The 26,065-nt window shown below is 26.3% G+C and carries 24 protein-coding genes; 2 read left to right on the top strand and 22 right to left on the bottom strand.

The genetic code is table 4. The annotated features are described in order from the left end of the window. The 8 genes from SBIUS_RS02110 to rpsU form a co-directional block, all read right to left on the bottom strand. The gene (locus SBIUS_RS02110; protein WP_162684853.1) at positions 1–780 is read right to left on the bottom strand and encodes a hypothetical protein; all 780 of its coding nucleotides are present in this window, start codon (positions 778–780) and stop codon (positions 1–3) included. 1 nt (position 781) lies between these two features. Beyond that, positions 782–1,678 carry a hypothetical protein gene (locus SBIUS_RS02105; protein WP_162684852.1) on the bottom strand — a complete coding sequence of 299 codons (897 nt, stop codon included), beginning with the start codon at positions 1,676–1,678 and terminating at the stop codon, positions 782–784. Positions 1,679–1,750: 72 nt separating this feature from the next. Next, positions 1,751–2,266 (bottom strand): hypothetical protein, encoded by a 516-nt coding sequence (locus SBIUS_RS02100; protein WP_162684851.1) that lies wholly within the window; start codon positions 2,264–2,266, stop codon positions 1,751–1,753. Between the two features lie 70 nt (positions 2,267–2,336). Continuing rightward, positions 2,337–3,185 carry a hypothetical protein gene (locus SBIUS_RS02095; RefSeq protein WP_162684850.1) on the bottom strand — a complete coding sequence of 283 codons (849 nt, stop codon included), beginning with the start codon at positions 3,183–3,185 and terminating at the stop codon, positions 2,337–2,339. Positions 3,186–3,462: 277 nt separating this feature from the next. Further along, on the bottom strand, positions 3,463–4,401 hold the full coding sequence (gene ruvB, locus SBIUS_RS02090; RefSeq protein ID WP_203352894.1) for a Holliday junction branch migration DNA helicase RuvB: 939 nt from the start codon (positions 4,399–4,401) through the stop codon (positions 3,463–3,465). Continuing rightward, complete coding sequence (locus SBIUS_RS02085) at positions 4,391–4,942, bottom strand: hypothetical protein (RefSeq protein ID WP_162684849.1); 552 nt, start codon at positions 4,940–4,942, stop codon at positions 4,391–4,393. Before SBIUS_RS02085 ends, ruvB begins: the two co-directional genes overlap by 11 nt. A 67-nt stretch (positions 4,943–5,009) precedes the next feature. Beyond that, on the bottom strand, positions 5,010–5,681 hold the full coding sequence (locus tag SBIUS_RS04410) for a hypothetical protein (protein WP_203352893.1): 672 nt from the start codon (positions 5,679–5,681) through the stop codon (positions 5,010–5,012). A 94-nt stretch (positions 5,682–5,775) separates the two neighbouring features. After that, positions 5,776–5,940: a 30S ribosomal protein S21 gene (gene rpsU / locus SBIUS_RS02075; protein ID WP_162684848.1), complete on the bottom strand. Its 165-nt coding sequence runs from the start codon at positions 5,938–5,940 to the stop codon at positions 5,776–5,778. 121 nt (positions 5,941–6,061) lie between these two features. Between rpsU and coaBC the strand changes: the two genes are divergently transcribed. Beyond that, on the top strand, positions 6,062–7,237 hold the full coding sequence (coaBC, locus tag SBIUS_RS02070) for a bifunctional phosphopantothenoylcysteine decarboxylase/phosphopantothenate--cysteine ligase CoaBC (protein ID WP_162684847.1): 1,176 nt from the start codon (positions 6,062–6,064) through the stop codon (positions 7,235–7,237). Between the two features lie 8 nt (positions 7,238–7,245). Here coaBC and SBIUS_RS02065 read toward each other — a convergent pair whose 3' ends face one another. The 14 genes from SBIUS_RS02065 to udk all read right to left on the bottom strand — a co-directional run bounded on the left by SBIUS_RS02065 (position 7,246) and on the right by udk (position 25,303). After that, entirely contained in the window at positions 7,246–8,997 is a 1,752-nt protein-coding gene (locus tag SBIUS_RS02065) for a PTS transporter subunit EIIC (protein WP_162684846.1), read from the bottom strand. Between the two features lie 71 nt (positions 8,998–9,068). Continuing rightward, complete coding sequence (locus SBIUS_RS02060; protein ID WP_162684845.1) at positions 9,069–9,581, bottom strand: GNAT family N-acetyltransferase; 513 nt, start codon at positions 9,579–9,581, stop codon at positions 9,069–9,071. A gap of 70 nt (positions 9,582–9,651) precedes the next feature. Further along, positions 9,652–11,451, bottom strand: coding sequence for a hypothetical protein (locus tag SBIUS_RS02055; protein ID WP_162684844.1), 1,800 nt, complete (start codon positions 11,449–11,451; stop codon positions 9,652–9,654). Positions 11,452–11,584: 133 nt separating this feature from the next. Then, positions 11,585–12,247, bottom strand: a complete 663-nt coding sequence (gene deoC, locus SBIUS_RS02050; protein ID WP_162684843.1) for a deoxyribose-phosphate aldolase — start codon at positions 12,245–12,247, stop codon at positions 11,585–11,587. Position 12,248: 1 nt separating this feature from the next. Continuing rightward, positions 12,249–13,229, bottom strand: a complete 981-nt coding sequence (locus SBIUS_RS02045; protein WP_162684842.1) for a Gfo/Idh/MocA family protein — start codon at positions 13,227–13,229, stop codon at positions 12,249–12,251. Continuing rightward, positions 13,222–13,794, bottom strand: a complete 573-nt coding sequence (locus SBIUS_RS02040; protein WP_162684841.1) for a hypothetical protein — start codon at positions 13,792–13,794, stop codon at positions 13,222–13,224. The genes SBIUS_RS02045 and SBIUS_RS02040 overlap by 8 nt, the downstream gene beginning before the upstream one ends. After that, positions 13,784–14,926 carry an N-acetylglucosamine-6-phosphate deacetylase gene (nagA, locus tag SBIUS_RS02035; protein ID WP_162684840.1) on the bottom strand — a complete coding sequence of 381 codons (1,143 nt, stop codon included), beginning with the start codon at positions 14,924–14,926 and terminating at the stop codon, positions 13,784–13,786. Before nagA ends, SBIUS_RS02040 begins: the two co-directional genes overlap by 11 nt. A gap of 71 nt (positions 14,927–14,997) precedes the next feature. Then, positions 14,998–16,185 carry a motility-associated protein Scm1 gene (gene scm1 / locus SBIUS_RS02030; protein ID WP_162684839.1) on the bottom strand — a complete coding sequence of 396 codons (1,188 nt, stop codon included), beginning with the start codon at positions 16,183–16,185 and terminating at the stop codon, positions 14,998–15,000. A 37-nt stretch (positions 16,186–16,222) separates the two neighbouring features. Further along, positions 16,223–18,433, bottom strand: a complete 2,211-nt coding sequence (locus SBIUS_RS02025) for an AAA family ATPase (protein ID WP_162684838.1) — start codon at positions 18,431–18,433, stop codon at positions 16,223–16,225. Next, entirely contained in the window at positions 18,405–18,848 is a 444-nt protein-coding gene (locus SBIUS_RS02020; RefSeq protein ID WP_162684837.1) for a hypothetical protein, read from the bottom strand. Before SBIUS_RS02020 ends, SBIUS_RS02025 begins: the two co-directional genes overlap by 29 nt. 50 nt (positions 18,849–18,898) lie before the next feature. Beyond that, positions 18,899–21,526 carry a DNA topoisomerase IV subunit A gene (gene parC, locus SBIUS_RS02015; protein WP_203352892.1) on the bottom strand — a complete coding sequence of 876 codons (2,628 nt, stop codon included), beginning with the start codon at positions 21,524–21,526 and terminating at the stop codon, positions 18,899–18,901. Between the two features lie 11 nt (positions 21,527–21,537). Next, entirely contained in the window at positions 21,538–22,518 is a 981-nt protein-coding gene (locus tag SBIUS_RS02010; protein WP_162684836.1) for a hypothetical protein, read from the bottom strand. Positions 22,519–22,550: 32 nt separating this feature from the next. Further along, entirely contained in the window at positions 22,551–24,485 is a 1,935-nt protein-coding gene (gene parE, locus SBIUS_RS02005) for a DNA topoisomerase IV subunit B (RefSeq protein WP_162684835.1), read from the bottom strand. 194 nt (positions 24,486–24,679) lie between these two features. Further along, positions 24,680–25,303, bottom strand: coding sequence for a uridine kinase (udk, locus tag SBIUS_RS02000; RefSeq protein WP_162684834.1), 624 nt, complete (start codon positions 25,301–25,303; stop codon positions 24,680–24,682). 107 nt (positions 25,304–25,410) lie between these two features. Here udk and SBIUS_RS01995 point away from each other — a divergent pair, with 107 nt between their 5' ends. After that, positions 25,411–26,013 (top strand): FMN-dependent NADH-azoreductase, encoded by a 603-nt coding sequence (locus SBIUS_RS01995; protein WP_162684833.1) that lies wholly within the window; start codon positions 25,411–25,413, stop codon positions 26,011–26,013. Positions 26,014–26,065: the final 52 nt, after the last annotated feature.

Raw genomic sequence — 26,065 nt, 5'->3', positions numbered from 1 at the left:
TTATACAAATCTATATTCCATTCCATCAATTGTCATTTTGCTTTTATCTGTTTTATCAAATTTTATTGAATCAGTTAGATTTAACGATAACTTAGATTGAGCACTAGATATTAGTTTAGAAGTAAATTGAGGTCTTTCTTTATCACTTAAACTTCCTTTTACTTCATAATATTCATCCCCTGTTTTTTCATCGGTTTTTTGCTCATCATTAACTTTTAATCCGAACCCTATTCCTGTAATTATTTTATTTATGAATGAAAATGTTTCTAATTTATTTAAATCAGTTGAATTTGTTATTGAAGCTAAAATTTTTCCTTGCTCTTTTCAACCTTTTTGAATTGTTAAAGCTAAATCTGATTGAACTTTTGTTTTATAAACACCATCTTCACTACGTTTAACATTAATTGAATTTAAAAATATATTTTCAACAACTATAGTTAAACCAGTAAAGTCATTTGGTGATGATGGTTTATAAATTTCTGTTAAAACATTAATAAACTTTTGATCATTTTCAGAAACACTCGGACTTGTTATATCGATTTTATTTGAAGACAAACTTGATTCAAAGCCAAAATGTTCTCATGAATCATTAATATACTCTAAATAATTTAAATCATAAGGTTTTATTGTATTTTTATTATTAAAGAATATATTTAATTCACTAGTTGTTCCTTGATAACTTTTTGAAGGAACAGACACAACAGGATCGCATGAAACACTAAAAGTTGCTCCCATAGGGGTTAAAAGAACGGAAGAAAGTATTGTAAGTATTTTTTTCATACTAATTCACCCCTCCTTGATCTTTAAATTCAGTAATTACTTTAATATTTTTAATTGTTTTGCTTTCAATTATAAAAGGTTTTAAATTTAATGAAGTAAACGTTCTTGAATTTGAATAAGTTGGGTTTTTATTTTCTTCAAATCTTAAATCTGATTGGTATTTATCAAACAAATCTTGAACCATAACAACTTTTTCCCACACTTTTTGTTGTTCAACATTATTAAAAGTTACAACTAAATCACTATCATTAACTATTACAGAATTTGATTCTAATAATTTATTAATTAACTCTGTATTTAAAGATATTTCTTTATCAAAAAACGATAAGTTATTGTCAAAAGTTTTATTTTCACTTCTTATTGTTAATGAGTTTTGTTGTGATCAAAGTATTAACTCTTCAGGTTCATCTTTTTTTGAATACTTATTAAAGTAATAGTTATTATTGGCGTAATTTATATTCATTGTTAAATTTGAAAAATCATAAAAAACTTCTGTACTTGCATCTGGTTCAATTGAAAATCATTTTCCCAAATCATCTAATGCATATTGAATAAGTACTCTATCATTATCAGTTGTATTGTATTCTTTTTTTGAAATTTCACTACCAGTAAATGAATTGTCATCTGTACAAACAAAGTTATCACAATCAATTTTTAAATTTGATCCTACAAGTTCTAATTGATCAACTTTATTATTAGTATCTACATTTTTAGGTGGTTCTGTAGTTTGTTTTTTAGCTAAAGTTGGTAACATTGAAAAATTTGTATTCTTTTCATTTGAAAATACCATTCCAAAGGCTTTATTATAATCTGTATCATAAAAACTACTTCCTGTATTGTTGTTTCCACAAGAAGTTACTGCCAAGGTTGTTGAACTAACCATGGTAATTGTTGCCATAAAGTTTAGTATTTTTTTCAATGTTTCTCACCAACTAAATTATAGCAAATAAAAAAGAGATTAATTAATCTCTTACATTTGGGGAATTTCAGTTTTTGGATTTCCTTCTTCTCAGAAGTTAATTGCCAATACGTTTTTAATAAATCTTATTGAAATTTCAATATCATTTACAGGAACTTTTAAGTATCCATTTGTAAATCTAGCAGCAATATGAACTAATGTTAATGCTACCATTTCAGGTTCTGATTTAATAAATGTAATTGGATCCATGCTTTTGAATTCTTCAAATCCAAAACTTTCATACATTTCATTTTTAAATGAAATGATTCCGTTTTCCATTCAGTTTTCAATTAATCAATCGATAATTTTGTTATGTGTACCTAATTTATCAGCTATGTTTGAATAAACAACTTCTGAAGATCATTGAGGGAACTTTCTAATTGCTTCTTCAGCTGATCTAACTATTAAAACGTCTCTAAATTGTTGACCACTGTCACCAATTCCTTGTACTAAACAAAATGATGTTCCATCTAAGAAAGCAACTTTTCCTAGACTAGATTTTTTCAAGTTATAAATTTTCTTTTCCATGTCTAAACCCCTCCGAAATGTATTTATCAATATTATACACTATTTTTTTAGTTTGTTAAAGGTTAATTGACTATTGAAATACCTTATTATTTTTAAAGTCAATCTTAATTTCTTGGTTTAATTTAAGAATATCAATTTCTTCAGATAACATCCCTCTTAAACCAACAACAACATTAGCTTTTTTAATGTTTTTAAACCCCTGTAAGAAATTTTCTAAAACTTCTTGATTTTCCATCATTGATTCACAAATCAAAATAGCTTTTGCTTTTTTAAGTATTTTAAATTTATTTAGTTTTTCTATAACTTCTTCTATATCTTCTCTATTTTCAAAAATACCATCAATTAATAAAACGTCTTTTTTAGTTACTTTTGAAATATATCCTGTTTGATAAAGCTCTAGAAATGAAGTTATTTCTCCCCCAACCAAATTACCTTTAACTATTTTCTTTCCAAAATATCTTGGATCAATTAATTCTAATTCGCTTGAACTATTTTGCATTGTAGCTTTTTGTACTAAATTTACATACAATGTTTCTTTTGTATCTAAGTTAAAGTTACTTATAAAGTTTGGTCCATAAAGTACTGTGTTTGGAGTAAATTTTAAAATAGCATTTAAAAATGGAGTTACAAAAGAATTTCCACAAAAGATTGTTTGTGATTTTGTAACTTTTTTTCATTTAACTTTTTTTATAAAGTTAATATCATCTTTTTTACAAAAAGTTGGCAATGATAAGAATGGTTTTCTTTCCATTATTCTTTCAAAGTCCAATTTTAAAGATTCCTCTTTGTTGTTTTCAATTTTATTTTCTGGAGTTATTACATTGAACCCCTTTTCTTTAAAAAATTCTACTGAATTATTAAAGTCGTTTAAGTCTGATTTATCAATAAAACCAATTACATTAAAAGCTGCTATTTTCATATTTATTTCCTCATATAAATATTTTATCATTTTTGAATTATTTTTTGTTTTACTAATTTTTTTGTAAATATTGTTAATTAGTTTTAAATGACCATATTTTTATATAAGTAACAAAAAAACGAGATTTCTCTCGTTTTTAACTATCAACTTGATCAGAGTCGATCTGCTATAAGAATTAATCTTATAGGGGTTCCATTCCAGTAAGGAACCTTCTTTCGAATCGTATCTCATAACTAAAAGTTATTGATACAAGTTAATTTTATCACACAATAATTAATTAAGTGTTATTTTTTAGTCACTCTTTGCCTTTAACAGTTATTTTTCTTCCTTTAATGGTTTTTTCAATTAAAAAGTTTCTTATTAAAATTGGCTCTATGTTTTTAATAATAATTTGTTGTTGTAATCCCAAAACTTGTTGAATAGTTTCTATTCCTAAATGATTGTGTTCTTGTAGTAATTTTAAGTAATTTACTTCTTGACTGTTTAAACCTAATTCAAAAATTTCTAACTTATTAAATATTTGTTTAATAGAATTTATATTTATTTGATCATGTTCTAAGACAATTAAATAGTCATAGATTCTCTTTAATAAATTTATAGCTACTCTAGGAGTATTTTGACAATACTTTGAAATGTATTCAAGTATCTCATCATTTAGCTTTATATTTAACTTTTCACAATTTATCTTTAATATCTTTGCAATTTCTTTTTCACTGTAATGTTGAAAGTGAAAAGAAATTGGAAATCTATTTACAAAAGGAACACTAAGTTTATTTATTTCTGTAGTTGCCCCTATTAAAGTAAAGTTTGGAATTTTTATATTTACAACTTTTGAATTATATTCTTTTCCAACAATTATATTAAGTTTGTTATCTTCTAAAACAGGATATAAAACTTCAAAAACTTCTTTAGAAACAGAATGTACTTCATCAATAAAAAGTATCTCATTTTCTTTTAAAGAAGTTAATGGCGATATTATATCACTTGGCTTTTGTAAGCTAGGACCATTTAAAATATAGATTTTTTTATTCATGATATTTGATACCAAATAACCTAAGCTTGTTTTTCCAAGTCCAGAAGAACCATAAATAAGTATATGATCTAAACTCTTATTTCTTTTTTTAGCTGATTGAACAAATACATTTAAGTTACTTATTACATTTTCTTGGCCAATAAATTCTTCAAGACATTTTGGTCTAAAAATATTAGTTTCCATATGCATTTAAGTTTAAAAGAGCTTTTTGCATAATTTTGTCTTCACTCATTTTAAAGTCTAATGTCTCTATTGATTTATAAATATCTGAAATCTTATATCCAAGTTTATTTAATGAATTGATTATATTCATTTGTTTAGTATTATAAGTAACTTTAAATACTTTAGATCTTACTTCTTGAATTATTTTTTTGCATGTCAATTCAGATAATTTTGTTTGCTTAATTAGTTCATCAACTTTTTGATCTTTGCATATCAAAATAAATTCATCATAGTCTAAGTTTAAAAATAACTTTCTAATAGTGTTTATGCCAATGTTTTTTATGTTTAAAAGTTCTTCACAAATATCTCTTAGTTTTTTGTTGTTAAAGAATAAAAACTCATTTATATATTCATTTTTATAATTGATAACATATAAAGTTAATTCATCTTCTATTTCAACTTTAGTGTTAAACATTTTGTAGCCTTTATATCCAACTTTGTTAGATTCAACTGTTATTAGTTCATTTTCTATTTCTTTTATTTTTGCTATTAAATAATACATAATTCACCTCATATAATTAATCGTCATAAAAACAAAAAAAATAAAACCAAAGGTTTTATTTCATTAATTATTTTTTAGCTGTTGATTTTTTAGCAGCTGGTTTCTTTGCAGTTGTAGTTGCTTTTTTAGCAGCTGGTTTTTTAGCAGCAGTTGTAGTTTTTTTAGCTGTAGCAGCTTTTTTAGCAGCAGCTGATTTTCCAGTTGCTGTTTTCTTTGTTGCAGCAACTGATTCTTTTAATTTTTTACTATTTCTAGCAATCTCATCTTCTCTCATTTGTTTAATTGGATCTTTGTCATTTCCATAATTTAATGAGTTTAGTTTAGTTTTTCCTGATTTTGATTTTTCAATGTTAGATTTAAAGAATGCCATTCTTTCATCTCTAATTTCATTTGCTCTTTGTTTTGTTAAAGGTTTCTTTTCGATTAAAAATCTTTTTCTAATATCTTCAACATCATTTTTTGATGCAAAATTTAAAGCTGCCGCAATTCTTTCTTTATCTTCGATTGATTTTCTAACTCCTGGAGGTAAAGCACTTAGGTCTCTTCCAGCTTTAGATTTCTTAGTTGATGATAAGTAATTTGATTGTCTTAAAAGTTCAACTTTAGAAATCCCTTCATTGAAAAGCAATTTAGGTCTTTCAAAAGCCTTACCACTTGATAGCTTTTTACTATTACCTGTTGCTCTTAAACTTTGAATTGCATTTGTCTTTGAATTTTTTGGTGTACCTTTTGCTGCCATAACTGCCCCCTTAAATACTATCTAAACAAATATATTATATATTAATTGTCAATAATAAACAAAAAAATACAAAAAAAGTTAAAAAAAAATTGGATTATCCAAATTTTTTGTTTTGTTTTTGTTTGTAAATACGTTTTTCTTTTTTACTTAAATGATATTCACGTCTTCTTGCTTCTGATTTGTTTGAAGCAGCTACTTTTTGAAAACGTTTTAGTGCTTTTTCAATTGGTTCACCTTCGCGTACAACAACACTTGCCATTTTTTCAACTCCTAGTCAAAAATAATTATAGATACTTATCTTATATGTTGCAATAATATTTGATAAAAAAGTGAAAAAAATGGCAAAAAAATAAGATAATAACTTTAGAAGTGGTGAAAATATGAAAAAACAAGTTAATTTAATAGTTACTGGCGGAATTGCTGCTAGTAAATCAAAAGAACTTTATGATCTTTTAAGTCAAGAATATGAAGTTAAATTGATATTAACTAAAAATGCTAAAAAGTTTGTTGATTTCAAAGGTATAGAATATATAGACGATATCTTTGACAGAGACTTTTATGATCAACATCACTATGCAGATCATATTAAAATAGCTTTTGAAAGCACTTTAAATATAGTTTATCCAGCAAGTTATAACTTTATTGGCAAAATAGCTAGCGGAATTGCAAATGACATTGCAAGTTTAGTATTTGCAGTTTCATCTTACAACACCCTTCTATTTCCAAGTATGAATTCAAACATGTATTTAAACCCTATTTTACAAAGAAATAAACAAATACTTTTAGATACAAAAAAAGTAGAATGAATTGAACCTAAATTTGGCAAACTTGCTAGTGGTCATGAAGGAGTCGGAAGAGCTTTAGAACCAAAAGAAGTATTTGAATCAGTTCAAAAGTATTTGAATACTTTTGAAAAACTTAAAGATAAAGCTGTTTTACTTAACTTTGGAAAGACAAGAAGTTATATAGATAAAGTCAGATATATCACAAACGCAAGCAGTGGCAAAATGGGTATGGAATTAAAGAACATATTAAAAAATCACTCTAAAAGCCTTAAAACAGTGTTTGGAGACACTTTAACACCTAACAATATTGATGAAAATAACACTTATGTAAAGACAAACAAAGAAATGCTTGACTCAATGTTGGCAAACTTTGAACAAAGCGATATTGTAATTTGTTCTGCTGCTTTATATGATTTTGAAGTAGAAAACTATGTAGATAAAAAAATAGAAAAAAGACAAAGTGATGTAAAAGACATGAAACTTGAGTTTTCTCCTGCCATTGATGTTTTAAAAGAACTTGGAAAAGTAAAAAAACACCAATTTTTAGTAGGATTTTCACTTGCAAATGACTTTGATCTAGAAAAAGCTTGAAATAAAGTAAATGAAAAGAACCTTGATATGCTAGTTATTAATTTAGCTTCAGCCATGGAATCAGATTATAACCAAATAAAAATACTTGTTACAAAAACAAAAGAATTAATTGAATTTGATCAATTAAGAAAAGATGAAGTAGCTTTTAATATTATAAAAACAATAAATGAAAACATTTAAAAAAGGGATTAATTTCCCTTTTTTGTTATTCTATTGCTAATAATATAATTTGTAAGTTCTATAACTTCCATTTTATTTTCTTTTATTTGCAATTTGTATTCATTATTATTTTTTTCAATAACATCAAAAGTATTAAATAATTTAGATACTTCAGGTTCTCTTTTAAAGGAAATATTTAACTTATTATCATTAATTTGATAGTTTTTAATATTTCTAATTCCCCCTATTTCATCTAAAAATAAATATAGTGAGTCTCTTAGGTTTCTTGCTTTTATGTTTACTCTTTTTTCTTTTTCGTTATAGTATTTAAATCAAAAGTAAGTTGCAAAAAACATTATTGTTGCAGCTATTAATCCAATTATAGGTATTATTCATATTCTTGTATCAGCACCATTAACAGTTGGAACGATACCACTTAAAGTAAAATCAAAAATACCTGTTGAAAATGATGTTCCTATTTTAACTTTAAAAATTGAAGTTAAAGCAGCTATGATTCCATTAAAAGGACAATAAATTGCAAAATAGAATAAAGGCATAGTATAACAAAATAAATATTCTACAGGTTCAGTTACTCCAATTAACATTGCAGTTAGTCCGGCTGTAATGTACATTCCCATTTTATTTCTTCTTTCACCTTTTGGTGTCAAAAATAACATTGCACAACTAATTGCAGGTAATGTAAAGATTGAATTAACATAACCACCAGAAATAAATCTACTTACTCTAAAACCTACATTTCAGCAATCATCGATTGTGATTAATTTACTGTTTGAAACAGCAATTCAAATAAACTGATCTCCTGTTTTTGAAAATATCTCTTGAGTATTTGTAAATCAATCATTCATTACGTTATTTAAATCTTTATCTCCTAAAACATTGTTTATAATAGCTATAATACTTGTTTGATCATTTCCTTTAGCAGTTATCGATAACAAGTTAGTTATTAAATCAGGAGTAAGTTCTTGAGTTCTTATTAAGTATTGTATTAATAAGTCTTGTTGATATTCAACAAGATTTCCCCCTATTTGTGTGTATCACATTGGAGATTGTCATAATAAACTTGATCCAAAAGGAATTAACATTCTTTGAAAAGTTCTAAATATAAACGAATCGATTCCGATTGGAGACTTTGCAACTCCACTTCCAATAAAAGTTAAAGTAAATCCAATAACAGGTCAAACAATTATAAAAAAAGAAGCAAATATAATTGAAGAAAATACAGAAATTATTATTGTTAACTTTTCCTTAGAAAAGAATTCTAATCCTTTTGGTAAGTTTGTATCTTTAAATCTATTAAAAATATAAGTTACATAAACACCAATTAGAATTCCTCCAACAACCCCAGAGTTAAAAGTTTTAATATTTCCAAAGAAGAATTTAGTTAAATAAGCATTACTTTGAAGATTTTTTCAAAATCAAATATTGAAAAAAGATTTATCTGGATTTTGAATAAAACTTGATATAAAAATATTAAAAACCAAATAAGAAAGAATTCCTGCCAATACTGCAGATCCTTTATTTGAAGTAAAGCCAATTATTATAGCTATCGTGAAGTAAAGACCAATATTTGCAAATAAAATATTTCCAATGTTTTTCAAAACATCTAAATTAGCTGCGTTTCCAATAGATAGAATAATACCAAATATAGGCATTAAGACAATAACAAAACCAAAACTTGCACCAACTTTTTTTAAAAAGCTCTTCATTTTGTTTTTTGTATACCAAGATACATCAAATCCATTAAATTGTTTTGAAGTCATGTTATTCCACCTTTTATATGGTTATTTTAGCATAAAAAAAATCTCATATTATTTTTACAATAAAATGAGATTTATAATTTTATTCAAAATCTTTTAAAGCTTGATTTACCATCAAATCTAATATCATCAAAATTTCCATTATTTTTTAAGATTATTTTTTCAGAAGCTAAGTTATCAACTTTGCATGTCATTAATATTTCGTTAATATCATTTTCCTTGCAAACTTTAATAGCTCGTTTCATCATTTCAGTTGCATAACCTCTTCTTCTATGTTTAGGAACGACACAATAGCCAATGTGTCCTCCAAAGTTTAAAAGATGTTCATTTAAAGATAATCTTATATTCAAAAAACCTACTAGCTCTTTATTTTCGTTAAATACCAAGTATTGAATAAAAGGAACTAAAACAGTGTCAATATCTTTTTTATTAACAAATTCTAATCACTCTTCAATAGTTGAATAACCATTAATATTAGAAGTTCCTGGTATAGGATCATTTACTTCCTCTATATTTATTATTTCTAATAATGCTTGAGAAATTTCATTTTTATATTTTAGTGTTGGATTTACAAATTCAAGTTTCATATTTTTTTCTCTTTTCCAAATAATTATAATTTGTAAAATAAAAAGTAAACTTAAATTTACTTTTTATTTTCTAGTATTTTTTTATTAATCTAAACTTTCTTAGGTTAACTTTATTTGAAGTATGATTATTTTTTCTTTTTTTAAGTTCTAATTCATCCAACTCTTCATTAGTTATCATGTTCAAAGCTTTTTTTCTTTCTAAATATAAAATTCTTTTTTCATCTTCTTCAAAAGCATTTTGCTTTTTAACTTCAGCTGAAATGTTATTTTTATTTGCGAAAGTTATTTTTTCTTGTTTAACTTCTTGAACTAATGGTTTTGGTTGTTCAACTTTCTTTGGTTGTTGATTAACAATATTAACTTGTTGAACTTGTTTTGGTTGCTCAACTTTCTTTGGTTGTTGAACTTGTTTTGGTTGTTCAACTTTCTTTGGTTGCTCTTTGTTTGAATCAACTAATTTTGATTTTTCTTTTATAGAATTAACTGCATTAAATGCTTTTTTCTTAGAATTTAAAGACTGAGCAACAGTTTCTGCTTTTCATTTTTTTTCTAAAATTTGATGAGTAGTTTCTATTTTTCTTTTTTCTTTTTTTACATTCTCTTCATAATTTTCGCTAAGCTTTTTCTTTTTATTTTCTAATTCTCTAAGTTCATTAATTTTCTTTTCTTCTTTTAGTTTTGTTAATTCTTTTTTAATATCTTCTTTTTCTTTAATTATTTTTTCAATTTGTCTGTCTTTAGCTTTTGCTTTTTTTTTAATTTTTCTTATTATTTTTTCTGCTTCTTGATCTTTATTATTTTTTTTAGAAACAACTTCTTCTTTTTTAACTTCTTTTTTAACAGTTTCTACTTTTTTAGTTACAACTTGTTTTTTTGTTTCTGTTTTTGGTTTTTGTTTTTGATTATTTTTAGCTGCTACTTCTTTTTTAGCTTCTGGTTTGTTTTTTGAAACTACTTTATTTTTTTTCTTAACATTTTTTGTAGGATATCTAGGATACTCTAAAGCTTCATAGCTATCTTCTGCTCCAAATCCAGGAACATCAAAGAATGTTTCTAAATCAACTTCTAAAGTTTGAGTAGAGCTACTTTTTGCTTTCTTCTCATTTAAATTCTTGATATCATTTTGTAATTTTTCAAAAACAATTTTATCATTTTGATTTAAAAAATCTTTTTTAGCAACAGTTTTATTATCAATTATTTCATCAGGAATTTTATCAACTGTTTTGTAAGTTTGAATAGCTTCAGATATTTCTTTTAATCTTTTATTTGCAAATTTAACAACATTTAATTTTAATTCTTGAGTTATATTGTCATCTTCCAATTTTGCTCTTTGATATTGTTTTTGAGCAACTTTTATTTTTTCTTGTTCTTCTAAAATTGCAAGTTCAATTTTTCTTCTTTTATTTGCAAGTTCTTGTAATCTTAAAGTTTCATCTGTTTCTACTCTATTTTTTATAACCATAGCTTCTTTAAAATCAAGCAATGGTTCATTGCTACTATTTGCTTCTTGAACTCTTTGATTAAATTTATTAACTCTATCTTTTTCTTGATCATTTTTAATAAAAATTTGTTGAATTCTTAAAAGATTTGTCTGACGATTTTTCATCATCATTTCTTGTTTTAAGTTAATTCCAGCTCCAAATTCTTTGTTTTTTTCATAAGATTTTTGAATAACAAAATCTTCTATTTCTAGAAGTCTTGCAATATATCTTCCGATATTTTCTTTAACTTCGTCACTAGAAGCAGAAAACTCAGCTGTTATTAAGTTAATTGTTGAAGGATTGATATTTAGGTCAACTAAATCGTCAATTCTTTTTCTAACTGATGCAGGTAAATTATAGTCATCAATTTCAAAACCGTGTTTTTTCATTAAAAATGCTCCTTAGACAAATACATTATTTATATTATACCAAAAAAAAGGTGCTTTTTATAAGCAACCTTATTCAAGCTATAAAAAAAGTACTTATTTAGTACTTAAAATTATTAAAATGCTTTTAAAAAAACTAGTAACCGTTTTTGTGCTCTTGTCCTTGAACAATAGCAACTCCACCGCTTGTTCCTAAACGATCTGCTCCATTTTCGATCATTTTCATAGCATCATCAAAAGTTCTAACTCCACCAGCAGCTTTAACTTTTGCATTATCTTTAACAACAGATTTCATAAGAGCTACATCTTCAAAAGTTGCTCCCCCTGTTGAAAATCCTGTTGAAGTTTTAACAAATTCTAATTTAGCTTCTAAAGCTAATTCACAACATTTTGTAATTTCTTCTTTTGTTAATAAACAATTTTCTAAAATAACTTTTACACAGTTATTTGGAGCTGCACTTTTTACAGCTTTCATGTCATTTAAAACTAAATCTCAATTAGCATCTTTTACAGCACCAATATTGATTACCATATCAATTTCAGTTGCTCCATTTTCAATTGCTTGTTTTGTTTCGAAAGCTTTAACTTCACTTGTTGTTGCTCCTAAAGGAAAACCAACAACAGTTGTAATACCAACATTTGTATCTGCCAATAAACTTTTAGCATAAGCTATTTGTCCAGGGTTTATACAAACTGTTGCAAAATCAAATTCTTTTGCTTCTAAACATAATTTTTCTATTTCACTTTTTTTAGCATCAGCTTTTAATAAAGTGTGATCAATATATTTATTTAATTCCATTTTAGTTATCTCCTAATTTCTCTTGATTGTTTTCGACAATATTTAAAACTCTTACAGTTTCACAACTAATATCTAATAAGTAATCTCTTAATTGGAAATCATTTTCCAAGATCATTTTTAAAAATACAGCTATTTCATAATCAAATAAATCTTTATCATCTTGTGTTTTATGAATAAGTTGTGATTCTTCAGAGTTTGTATTGTGCACACTAATCTCTTCTAATTGTATAACATTTTTGAAAGTTAGTGTTGCAATATCTGAAAGCAATTCACTGTCAATTCTTCCATTACTTGCTTTACTACAAACTATGTTTGTAAGTTCTCCATTCTCATGTCTTAAAATAACACAATCATTCATTCCACTTCCATTGATTAATTTTTGACCCATTGATTTTACTTCAACTACAGGACCAAAAAGTGCAATACTTAATTCAACTGGATATATTAACATGTCATAAGTAGAACCTTTTCCTAAAGTAGAATCAAAAACAGAATCAAATTGCCCCATTTTAACTTTATCCATTCTTGAAGAATATTTATTTAAATTTAAATTTGCAATGAATGGTTGGTATTTTTTTGTAAATTCAAATAAATGACTAAATTGAGGACAATGAAAAGTTTTGTAAGCTTCCATTAAGAAAACATTATTTCTTTTTGCAATTTCAATTAATTCCAATGCTTGATTAAATGAAAGAGTTAAAGGTTTTTCTAACAAAACATGTTTTTGTTGTGCAAGAAAATATTTTGCTTGCTCATAGTGTAAACCATTTGGTGAAGCAATATATACTGCATCAACTTCATCAAGCATTTGATCAAAACTATCTACAGCTTTTGCATAAAGTTTATGACTTCTAATTAATCCTTGAGCTCTCATTTTATCTCTTGAGTAACAACATACAACTTTACAATTCGGATTTTTAACAGCAGACTCAATAAATTGTTCTGTTATTTTTGAAGTACCTATAGTTCCAAATTTAATCATTGTCTTCCTCCTCCATAAATGGATTGAAATTTTCTTTTTTATTTATAACTTTTGTCTCTGATTTTTTAACTTCTTTTTTATCTTCATCATTTTCAAATCATAATTTATTTACAATGACTTGTTCTGAAAGTCTTGAGTAACTTTCCAAAATAGAAATTGAAATTCCTATTATTAGTTGAACTACTAGCAATACAATTATTAGTATTTCAATTTTTTCAAAGATAAAAAATATAGTAAATAGATTTATAAAAGTAATTACAAAAACTAAAGATAAAATAGAAAAAATTATATAAATTAAAGTTTTTTCTTTTTTATTGTATTTGTAATTTATTTTTTTATTTATATCTTTTCTTACAAGAAAAAAAACAATAAACGAAACCATTGAAGAAACTAATAATAGTATTTCAATAATTAAATATGATCTTGTTGATAATAATAAATTTTCTTCATTGCCTTTATGAATATTTATAAAAGCCATTAGAGAAATTGTATAGTTTAAAATTAATCCTAAAGTCAGCAAGAATTTTGTCATTGTAAAACTTCTTGGATTAATTTTATCTTTCATATACAACTTTCCCTTCTACAAATGTTTTTTCTACTTCAAGTTTGTCATTTAAAACAACTAGGTCTGCAAATTTATTTACTTCAATGCTTCCTGTTGAATCAAAAATATTTAATTGCTTTGCAATATTTGTTGATGTCATTTTAATTAAATCACTCATTTCAATTTGAGGATTTGCTTCAATCATAGTTCTTATGTTGTGATCATAAGTTGCTCCAGCTCCAGCTAAAACACCACTATCTTTTAAAGAAACTTTCATTCCTTTTTTTATAACTTCTAAATTACCAAGTTTATATTCACCATCATCTAAACCTTTTGCATTCATAGCATCAGTTATGATACAAATATTTTCAGGTCCTTTTATTTTATAAACTAGTTTTAAAGTATCTTTTTCTATATGAATTCCATCAGTTATAAGTTCACAAAGTATGTCATCTTTAAATAAACTAAATGAAGCAAGACCAGGTTCATATTGACTAACACCACTCATACCATTGAATAAGTGAGTTACATGTCTGAATCCTATTTCATAATCTTTTTCACATTCTGAAAAACTCATATTTGTATGACCAACACTTGGCAATATGTTATTTTCTAACATAAACTTAGTAAAGCTTCCATCTTGTAAGTCAGCTGCATAAGTAACTATTCTAATATTGTCATTTGAAAAATTGATTAATTCTTTTAATGACTCAATGTTGGGATTTTCTAATAATGATAATTCGTGAGCTCCTTTTTTTTCTTTAGAAATAAAAGGACCTTCTAAGTGCAATCCTAAACATTTAGAACCTATCATTGGACTTTGCATAAATTTTGCAAATTCAGTTAAGTACTTTTTGTTATTTTCTTTTGAATTAGTAACACTTCCTTGAACATAGCTTGTAATACCTTCTTGAGCTACATTTTTTGAAAACTTTTCAAAAGCTTCAATTGTTCCACTTTCAAAATCAACACCATAACCACCATGAACATGACAGTCAATAAATCCAGGCATTAATCATTTCCCTTTTAGATCCATACCTTCTAAATCAGTTGTTCCCTCATTTACTGATTTAATTACTCTATTTTCTAGTTCGACTCATCCATTGTTAATAACTTTGTTTTCTAATACTATTTTTGCATTCTTTAAAATCATAATTTAGCTCCTAACAATTATATTTTAAGTCAAATAAACAACATTTAAACAAAAAAAATAATACTTTCGTATTATTTGTCTGAGAATTTTACAAATCCAAATGCTCCAACCAATGATATAGAACATGTAATAAATGGTAAGAATGCACTTAATCATGAGATTTGGTACATTGAGTCTTTGAAAAATACTCATAAGTTAATTTGAATTGCTCAAGTAAATGCTAATAATACAAGTATTTGAACAAACATTAATAAGTTATAGTTAAATCTCTTGATTGCTTTTGCCATAAAGAACCCAACAATCATAGGAGAAAACGCTAAAGGAATAACAAATATGTTAACTGCAGATATTAAAATCTGAGTTAAAGTTGTATATGGATGTGCAAATCCAGGAATTATAATTGTAATCATAAATGTTATTGAAGTAATTCAAATTCATGGGTTTCTTAGATTTAACCCAACATATTCTCTAAGTGAGTCAATTCTAATATTTTTCAATCAGTTAAAGAATCTTGATGATTTACTTTCTCTTTTTGAAACGAAAACCCCAATATACATTGAACCAAATGCTATTAAACAAATAATTGTAATTGGCAATAATACAACTAATAAAGCCATACCACCTTTTAGGTTTGCAATAACATTTGAATCACTTAATAATGGACTGTTAAGTCCACCAAAAACAGTACCATTTGTCATATGTGTTAAGAATGTTGTAATTGCAAAAGTATCGTAATTTTTAAATCCTTCATCTAAGTCATTTTTTAATCCACTTTCAGTTGAAGCAAATAAAGCTATTCCTATAAAAGTAAATAATAGAGCTAGACCAAATGAAACATACATACCTCATTTACCGATCATTTTAACTCTTCTAACCTCAGAATCTCTTCTTAAGAATTCTACTGAATATAAAACTATTACAACTGATAAATAACAAACAAATAAAGTAAGTAATAATGGTATTACAACTATTGATGTAATTGTAAATACAACTAGTCCAAATCAGTTTTGAATTTCATTCCCCACTAACTCTCCAAGTCCACCAATACCAAATAAGAAAAATGATAATGATAATGGAGTTGTTATATTATTTCTTAAAGCATCAAAATCAACAAGATTACTTCAAGAAGCATTTTTTTCTTTTGCATCTAATATAGCATTTACATTTATAGAATGTCCTACAGTTCCTGCTACTATAAATCCAATTAAAAGAAGGACTGTAATTACAATAGCACCTGTATATGTATTTTTATGTCTCATATATTTAACCCTCACTATTTTTTATTATATATACTATTTATTTATTATTCAATAAATTAATTGTTTCTTTTAAAGTGGTTAACCTTTGTTTTGCTGCTTTATAAGAGGATTTTACAAATAAATTCATATCTGAAATCACTATTAATTTCTCTTTTGCCCTAGTAATTGCAGTGTAAAGCATTTTTTTATTTAAAACAAAGTTAGAAACTCTATTTTTTCCATCCAGCACTAAAATAGTGTTTTTGTATTCACTTCCTTGGGTTTTGTGAATAGAACATGCATAGTTTAGTTTAACTTTTTGAAATGAGTTATTTCCCATTTCAATATTTCTTCCATTAAATACAACTATTGCTGATTTTAGCTTTTCACCAATAAAGTTTAATTCTTTAATATATCCAACATCTCCATTCGATAACTCTAGAACTGGATCATTTTCAATGTACATAACTTTATCATTTACCCTAAATTCAGCATCATATCTTTTGTAAACCTTTGAAGTTGCTGGATTTACTAAGTTTTGAATAAATGCATTAATATTGTCTATTCCAAGAGATTCTTTATACATTGGAGCTATTATTTGTATATTGTTTAACTGATCTTCTATATTTGAAGGGTTTAAATCAGAATAAACTTCTTTAAGTGTTTTTATAGATTCGTCAAAATCACTTGAAAAGACAAAATCAACATTTGTAGAATTTTCAAAATCAAATTCTTTGATTTGTTCATTTTTAATGGCATTTGAAAGATCAATAATAGAGTTAACTTCTCCATTATTTGTTTTTTGTCTATTGTTTTTAACAAGTCTTGTTGTTTTAAATTGATTACATTCAATTAAATCTTCATATAAGTTACCATAACTTACACTTGGCAATTGTTCTGCATCTCCTACTAATAATATTTTTTTAATTCCTTTTACACCTTTTAAAAGAGATGCAAATAAATGATTATCAATCATTGAACATTCATCAATAACAACCAGATTTTTATAAATTGGTTTTGATTCATTTGCTTCAAAAACATCATTTCCAGAATATTGAAGAAGTCTATGAATTGTTGAAGTTTTAAAACCAGAATCATCTTTAATTTTTCCTGCAGCTCTTCCTGTTGGAGCTGTTATTGCATAATTTGAATCGTTATAAACTAATTCATACATTTTTACAATTCCAGTAATAACTGTTGTCTTTCCAGTTCCAGGTCCACCAGTAATTATTGATATATCATTGTCAATAAAGTTTCTAATAGCTTGTACTTGTTCATCATTGTATTTAAATTCTTCAATTCCATTTCTAGAACTTATGAACTCTTCAACTTCTTTTAGTTTTGCATCAAAGTCAATTTCTCTTTTAATGAAATTTGATTTTAAAGAAAGATCAATAAGTTCTTTTGCAATATATTGTTCATCTTCATAACTTTCATTTGTATATATTTTTTCATTTTTAAAGTAAAGTATTTTTTCTGTTTTAGCATATACAAGTTTATTGTAAATATCTTGTTGACTCAAATTAAATTGTGGTCTTAACTTTTTCATTAACTCATCAAGAGAAGTATAAGTGTTTCCTTCTTTGAATAAAATTTCTTTTACAAATTCATTTGCATATCAAGAAACTCTTCTTTCATCAAACTCATCCATTCCAAAAGCTAAACAAACTTTATCAACTTCCACAAATGGTTGTAGTTTATTTTGGTTTGCTCAGTTATAAAAGTCCTCTTTTAAAATTTGTTCCATTAAATTTACATCTTCAAATTCTCTTTGCAAGATATTTAAAAATTCCATTTTTAAATTATTTTCAACAAACACATCTAAAACTTTATTGTCTCCAAACTTAGAAACTATAACATCATAAATAATTTCTGCTTTTTCTTTTGTCATGTCTTGAACTTTTAAAAGTTCTTCTTTGTTGTCCATTATTTTTTTAAATACATCATCTTTAAAATGATCTACAATATTTTCTGCTAACTTTTTCCCTACTGTTGGAAATGTTGGAGAACTTAAATATTTTATTAAACCTTCTGTATCAAAATGTTTAACTTGAGTAAAACTTTTTACTGCAAAGTTTTTTTGATTTCTTTTTATGTCTTCAACTTCTTCTCCTGTTATTTCATACACTATTCCCATCTTCATGTAGCCAATGGGACCTGTTAAAGTTATAGATTTTTTTTCATTATTAAATAAAATGAAAACAGCAATAGCAAAACCGTTGTCACCTTTAAAAATAAATCTACTTATCTTTCCCTTGTATGTATTCATAATCTTTTTTCTCCATAATATTTAAAAATATTTTTTCTTGATCTCTTAAATTTAAATTTGAATCAATAATTATTTTTTTAGAATTTGATATTTCATATTCTCTAAACACTTCATTAAACTTATTCATTTTATTTTTATTGTTAATTTTATTTTCATCTTTTTTATCTAATCATATTAAATAATCTCTTTTATAAAATCCTGCTTTTATAAAATTAAATATTGAACCCACTATGATAAAGGTTTTATTTTTTAAAATGAAAGAACTATATTTATCGATAGTTTCTTGTAAATCCTTTTCAGTAAATTGATTTGCAAAAAATAAATTTATTCCATATTTCTTAGATAAGTAATTAGCAAAGTTTATTTGATCTTGCTCATATAGACCTATTATTTGAATAATCAAAGTATCACTCATTTCTTACTAATTTAACCACAAAATAAAATAAAAAACACCTTTGGTGTTTTTTAAATTAAGTCTTCAACATCTATTATAAGTTCACTAGTTTCTTCATCGTTAATATTTTTTTCAGCTGGTTTTTTTACAGCTTCTACTTTTTTAACTTCAGGTTTTTTTACACTAGTTTCTTTTTTAACTGTTTCTGTTTTTTTAGCTTCAGGTTTTTTAGTAACCTCTACTTTAACAGCTTCATCTTCATCAGCACTTTTTGGTGGTATTGGTGTATCACCGTTTTTAATGATAAATGATTTTTCTAAAGTAGTTGTTATAATTTCTGCCATATCTAAATCTTCAGGAACATCTTCTAGTTCTGCAAATTTAAAGTTTTTAACATTTAATTGTGTTAAATTATCTTCTTCATCTAAGATATTTAAAATATCTTTTGTTTGAACGTTGTATAAGAATGTTGCAAACTCATCACGTTTTTTATTTCATGGATATAATCTGATTCCACGTTTTGGTCTTGCCATAATCGGAACAAGATCTTGTTGAATTTTTTTAACGTTACCTTTATTAGTAATTACTAATATATCTCCGCTTGCAAATGCTTTACCAGCTACAATGTCTTCGTCTTTAACAACTGTTGACTTAACCCCTTTTGCGTTAGGACCTGCTGAAGGAATTTCTGCAATGTCATATCTAACTGCAAAACCAGTTCTTGTAAGCATAGTAACTGTTTTTGTTTGTGAAGTTACAAGTGAAGCTGAAACAAGTTCGTCTTCATTTTGTAATTTAATAATTCTAAATGGTTTAGAGAATAATTTTGTTTCTAAATCTTCTATTGGAGTACGTTTGATCATACCTTTTTTTGTTGCTAACAAGATTTCTTGTTTTGCATTTTTAAATTCTTTAACAACAAATGCTGCAAGAATTCTTTCATTACCAGAAATTGTTGCAACTTTATTTATATGCATACCAGTTTCTTTTCATTTACTTGGAATGATTTTATAAACTGGAATTGAATAATAAGTTCCAGCACTTGAAACTAAAAGAATAAAGTCTAAACTTGATGCAGGCACTTGTGAAATTCAAATATCATTTGGTTTACGTTTAAAGTCTGCCATTGAATTTTTACCAAGTTGTGAATCTTCAATTGCTTTCAAGTAACCATCTTGTGAAATTCAAATTGTGTAATCTTTTTGAACGATTGTTTTTTTAATTTCAACTTCAATGTTTTCAATTTCACTTACAACTTCACTTCTTCTTGCAACACCAAATTCTTTTTTAGTTGCTTCAAGTTGTTCAATAACTTTTTTATCAAGAACAGAAACATCACTTAAGATTGCTTTATAACCATCTACCAATGATACTAATTCTTTTTTCTCTTCTTCTAACTTAACAACGTCAGTTGAAGTTAATCTATAAAGTCTTAAATCAACTATGGCAATAGCTTGTGTTTCACTAAAGTTATGTTTTTCTTTTAAGTTAGCAATAGCATCTCCTCTATTTGATGAGTTTCTAATAATTTTTATTACATCATCTAAAATAGAAATTGCTTTTATTAATCCATCAATTATTTCTAATCTTTTTGAAGCTTTGTCTAAATCAAATTGTGTTTTTCTTGAAAACACTTCTTTGTAATGTTTAATATAAGCTTCGATCATAGGAATGATTCCTAATTGTTTTGGTTGTTTATCAACAATAACAACATTGTTGTAGTTGTAAGAAATTTGTAAAGGTGTGTTTTTCAATAAGAACTTTCTTGTAATTTCATAATCAGCTTTTGGTGATAATTCAATTACAATTCTTAAACCAGTTCTATCTGTTTCATCTCTAACTTCTTTTACTTCGATTTGAGGATTTGCATCAACAACATCTCCGATTTTTCTTACAAGATCTTGTTTAACAACTTCATAAGGAATTTCATCAATTACTATATTATTTTCTTCTCTGTGCATTTTTGATTGAAGAATTACTCTTCCTTTACCAGTTTCAAATGCAGATTCTATTCCTTCTTGTCCCATAACAATTCCACCAGTTGGGAAATCTGGACCTTTAACAATTTTTAAAATATCTTTTAATTTAATTTTTGGATTTTTAATTTTTTCAATAACAGCATCAATAATTTCATTGATGTTGTGTGGAGGCATGTTTGTTGCATAACCTGCAGCAATTCCTGTTGCTCCATTTACTAAAATATTTGGAAAGTATCCAGGTAAAACTGTTGGTTCTTTTTCTGAATCATCATAGTTAGGTGCAAACAATACAGTATTTTTTTGAAGGTCAGCTAAAATAATACTTGATATTTTAGCAAGTCTTGTTTCAGTATAACGCATAGCAGCTGCACTATCTCCATCAATTGATCCATTGTTACCGTGCATATCAACTAAAGGAATATTTAATTTTCAAGGTTGACTCATACGAACTAACGCATCATAAACAGAAGTATCTCCATGTGGGTGATACTTACCAATAACATCCCCAACAACACGAGCAGATTTTTTATATGCTCTGTCATGAGTTAAGTTAATTTCGTTCATAGTAAATAAAATACGTCTTTGAACTGGTTTTAATCCATCTCTAACGTCAGGTAAAGCTCTTTCTTGAATAATGTATTTGGCATATCTACCAAATCTATCTCCCATTAAATCTTCAAGCGCGAAATTAATGATTCCTTTTTCTTCTTTAATTGCCATTTTGTTTCCTCCTAGTCAATTGAGAATTCAATCTCACTGATGTCATTGTTAATGAAATCAATAATATTTAAATCCTTAATTGTTTCTTTACCTTCTTTTGATAGTGACCAAAGTCCAGTTGTTGAATTTTGAATATAAAGTTTTGGATCATTTCTTGAAACTAAACTTCTTGCTAAATCAACCATATTTTTACTTACTTCTTCGTCTTTTCTTATTTGTACATATATTACTTCTAGTTCTTCGAAATTGTTTAAATCTGCTTCTAAATCAATTTCGTTAACTTTATTTTTATTTGCAGCTTCTAGACCAAAATCAACAGTTGCATATGTGTTATAGAAAATTCTTTCTCCCTCTTGTTCAATTGTTGCAACATAACGAGGTATTCCTTCAATTTTCATAATTTTTGTAGCTGATGCTTTTATTGATTTTAAACAAGCTTTTATTCTATCAATAACTTCTGACAATGATAGACCAAATAATTCAACTCTTCTATCTTCTTCAATAACAGCTGAACGCAAGTTAATGAAAATATTGAAGATATCTATTCTTGTAGAAGATATTTCTTTTGCAATTTCTTTTGATTTTAAAAGAATTGGACCAGTTGTTGGGTTCAAATAATATGAGTCTGTAAATTCATCATATACAAGTATTCCAACGTGTGGTTTTGAAAACTCTCTAGCTTTTTTCATTGTAGCTTGGGCTTTTTCAATAAATTTGTTAATTGTTTTAATTAATCAGTTAACTTCATTGTCGTTTTCAACATTGATTTCAATTCACTGCTCTGCAGCAAGCGATGTCATGGAAAAGTTATTCTCATCATAATCAGTACTTTTCAACTCGAAAAATATTTCTGGTTTTTTTATTTCATATGTGAAAACAAAAGTATTAAAAATATCTCCATATCTTTTAATATCTTTGTTTATTTTATTATATTCTTCGAATTTCTTTATAATGATGTCTACCTTTTGATCAAAGGTTAGCTTATTATCCATGTCATCACCACCAATCTAGATTTATTTGTTAATTAAATGAAATCAACATTTTCTTCAAGTGTAAATTTAACATTTTCTTCAATTCATTCTTTTCTCTTCTCTGAGTTATCTCCCATTAAAGTTCTAAATGAATTTTCAGCTGCTAATGCATCATCAATTGTTACTTGAATAAGTTTTCTGTGTTCTGGATCCATTGTTGTTTCTCAAAGTTGGTCAGCGTTCATTTCACCTAACCCTTTATATCTTTGAATCTCAACTTTTGATTTAGATTTTTTCATAAAACTTGCTAACTCTTCTTCAGTTCATAAGTATATAAAATCTTTTTTGTTTGATCCTGTTGTTACTTTAAATAAAGGAGGCATTGCAATGTAAATGTTTTTATTTACAATAAGTTCCTTCATATAACGGTAGAAAAATGTTAGTAGTAATGTCTGTATGTGAGCACCGTCAGTATCGGCATCTGTCATCAAAATAATTTTTCCATAGTTTGAATCACTTAGATCAAAGTCACTTCCAATTCCCGCTCCAATAGCGTTAATTATTGTTGTTATTTCTTCATTTTTCAATAAATCAATTAATTTTGTTTTCTCAGCATTTATAACCTTACCTCTTAAAGGCAAGATTGCTTGAAATTTTCTGTCTCTTCCAGATTTTGCACTACCACCAGCTGAATCCCCTTCGACTAAAAACAATTCGTTTTCATTTTTGTTTTTTCCTTGTGCTGGAGTTAGTTTACCAAGCATTGTTCTTGATTTTGATTTTGATTTTTGATCTCTTACTGCCTGTCTTGCTTTTCTAGCTTCTTCTTTTGCTTTTCTAGCTAAAAGTGCTTTTTCTATTATAGATATTGCTATTGTTTTGTTTTCCTGCAGTCAGAAACTAATGTTTTGTTCAGTTACTTTTTCACAAGCAATTCTAGCTTCACTAGTTCCAAGCTTTCCTTTAGTTTGACCTTCATATTGAATTAAACTTTCTGGAATTTTAACTGTAACAATCGCTATTAGACCTTCTTTTATATCAGAAGTATCCAATCTCTTATCTTTTTCTTTTAAAATGTTTTGTGTTCTTCCATATTCATTTAAAGCTTTTACCAAACCACTTCTAAAACCAGTCATGTGTGTTCCACCATCACTTGTTTTAACGTTGTTTGCAAATCCTAATACAGTTTCTGAAAAATCTGTAGTATATGTTAAAGCAATTTCAACATCAATATTTTGTTCACTACCTTTTAAAAGTATTGGTGAACATAGTGCTTTTTGATCACCTTTAAGTTCATTTACAAATTCTGTTAAACCATTTTCATAAATGTATTCAACATATTTGTCACTTCTATTATCTTTTAATGTTAATTTTAGCCCTGAATTTAAAAGAGCTGACTCTTTTAATCTTTCACTTATTGTAGAAAATGAGAATTTTGTTGTAGAAAACATAGTTTCATCAGGTAAAAAGTTAACTGTAGTTCCATTTTGTTTACTTGTTCCAATTTGTTTTAAAGGTTCTACCAATTTACCTCCATTTGCAAATTTAATTTTTGAAATAACCCCATCTCTGTGGATTGTTACTTTAAATTTACTTGAAAGCGCATTAACAACTGATGATCCAACCCCGTGAAGTCCTCCAGAAGTTTTATAACCATCACCACCAAATTTTCCCCCAGCATGTAAAACTGAGAATATAATTTCAGGAGTTGATTGATTTGTTCCTTTATACTTACCAATTGGAACCCCTCTACCATTATCTTTAACTGTAATTGATCCATCTTTTTCAATAGATACGTTAATTTCAGTACATATTCCAGCCAAAGCTTCGTCGATTGAGTTATCAACTATTTCTCAAACCAAGTGGTGTAAACCTCTTGAATCAGTTGATCCAATGTACATCCCTGGTCTTTTTCTTACCGCTTCTAATCCTTCTAATATCTGAATACTATCTTCTGTATAAGATAAATTCTTATTGTTTTCAGCCATATTAATACCTCATTATTCCATTTAAACTAAATATAACATAATTACTTTTGAAATGTCAATTTCTTTTATAAAGTCAATAAATAAGGCAAAATTATGAATTTTTTTACAATTTTGTTGAAAAAAACATTTAATTTGAGAAAAATTTTAACAAAAAAATGAGTTTTTTAACTCATTTTCTTTCATATTTAATGTTTTTATTTCTTTAATAAACTACTTATTTTAGCTGCAACCATATCAATTGCTATGCTATTTCCTTCATAATAAGGAATTATTAAATCAGCATAATCAATTGAGGGTTCTACAAAGAATTTGTGCATTGGTTTAACAGTATTTAAATACTGACTTACAACATCATCTAATTTTCTTCCTCTTTCATTAACGTCTCTCATAAGTCTTCTAATGAATCTAATATCATCATCAGTTCTTATAAATAACTTAATGTCTCCTCTTTTTCTTATCTCTTCAACATGTAAAGATAAAATTCCATCTAAAATAACAACATTTGAAGGTTCAAGTTTAATAAATTCACCTTTTTGTGAGTGAGTTTTAAAATCATAAACCGGAACATCAATTGATTTAAAGTTTTTTAAATCATCTAGATGTTTACACAGCAATTCAATATCCAATGCACTTGGGTGATCGAAGTTTAATAACTGTTTTTCTTCAAAAGTTAAATCACTAAAATCTTTATAGTAACTGTCCATTGATAAATGAGTTACTGGTTTGTCCATAAAGATTTCATTAGCTATTGTCTGGGCCACTGTAGTTTTTCCACTTGCACTACCCCCAGCAATAATAATTATTGTAACTTTTTCCATTTAATACCTCTATATTCAAATTATATTTTATATTTAAATTATTAAATTATGAAGTTTTTTTAACATTTTTAACTATAAAATAAAGTTAATGATAAGGAGAGAAAATTATGTCAAAAAAAGTATTAGTAATAACAGGAACAGTTAGTCCTGCTGAAAAATCATTTTCTTTATCTTTAACAAATAGATTTGTTAAAGAATACAAAAATTTAAATCCAGAAGATGAAATTATTGAATTAGATTTAAATAAAGAAGAAATGGCTCATAAAACACTTTCAAGAGAAAACTTTGGAACTTATTTCAATGAACAAGATGCAATTAAATACATTAACCAACTAAAAGAAGTTGATAAAGTAATTATTTCAAGTCCAATGAATAACTTCAACGTTTCAGGTTTAATTAAAAACTATTTAGACCACGTTTTATTAGCAGATCAAACTTTTTCATATAAATATGTTAAACAAGGAGATGCTAAAGGTTTATTAGAACACTTAAGCGTTCAAATCTTAACAACACAAGGTGCTCCATTTGGATGATATCCATGAGGAAACCACACAGAATTCTTAAAAGGAACTTGAGAATTTGTTGGTGCAAAAGTAAATGAACCAATTTTATTTGCTGGAACAAAAATTGCTCCAGTTTCAACAATGAACCCTGATGAAGCAATTGATCAAATAGCTGAAAAAATCATTAGTGTTGCTAAAAAATTCTAAAATAACCAACTTGGTTATTTTTTTATTTTATTTTGTTTTTTTAAAATACTTG

This window comes from Spiroplasma sp. BIUS-1, assembly GCF_010365805.1.
In the GTDB taxonomy this organism is placed as follows: Bacteria; Bacillota_I; Bacilli_A; order Mycoplasmatales; family Mycoplasmataceae; genus Spiroplasma_A.
This window is presented reverse-complemented; position numbering and strand designations above follow the sequence as displayed.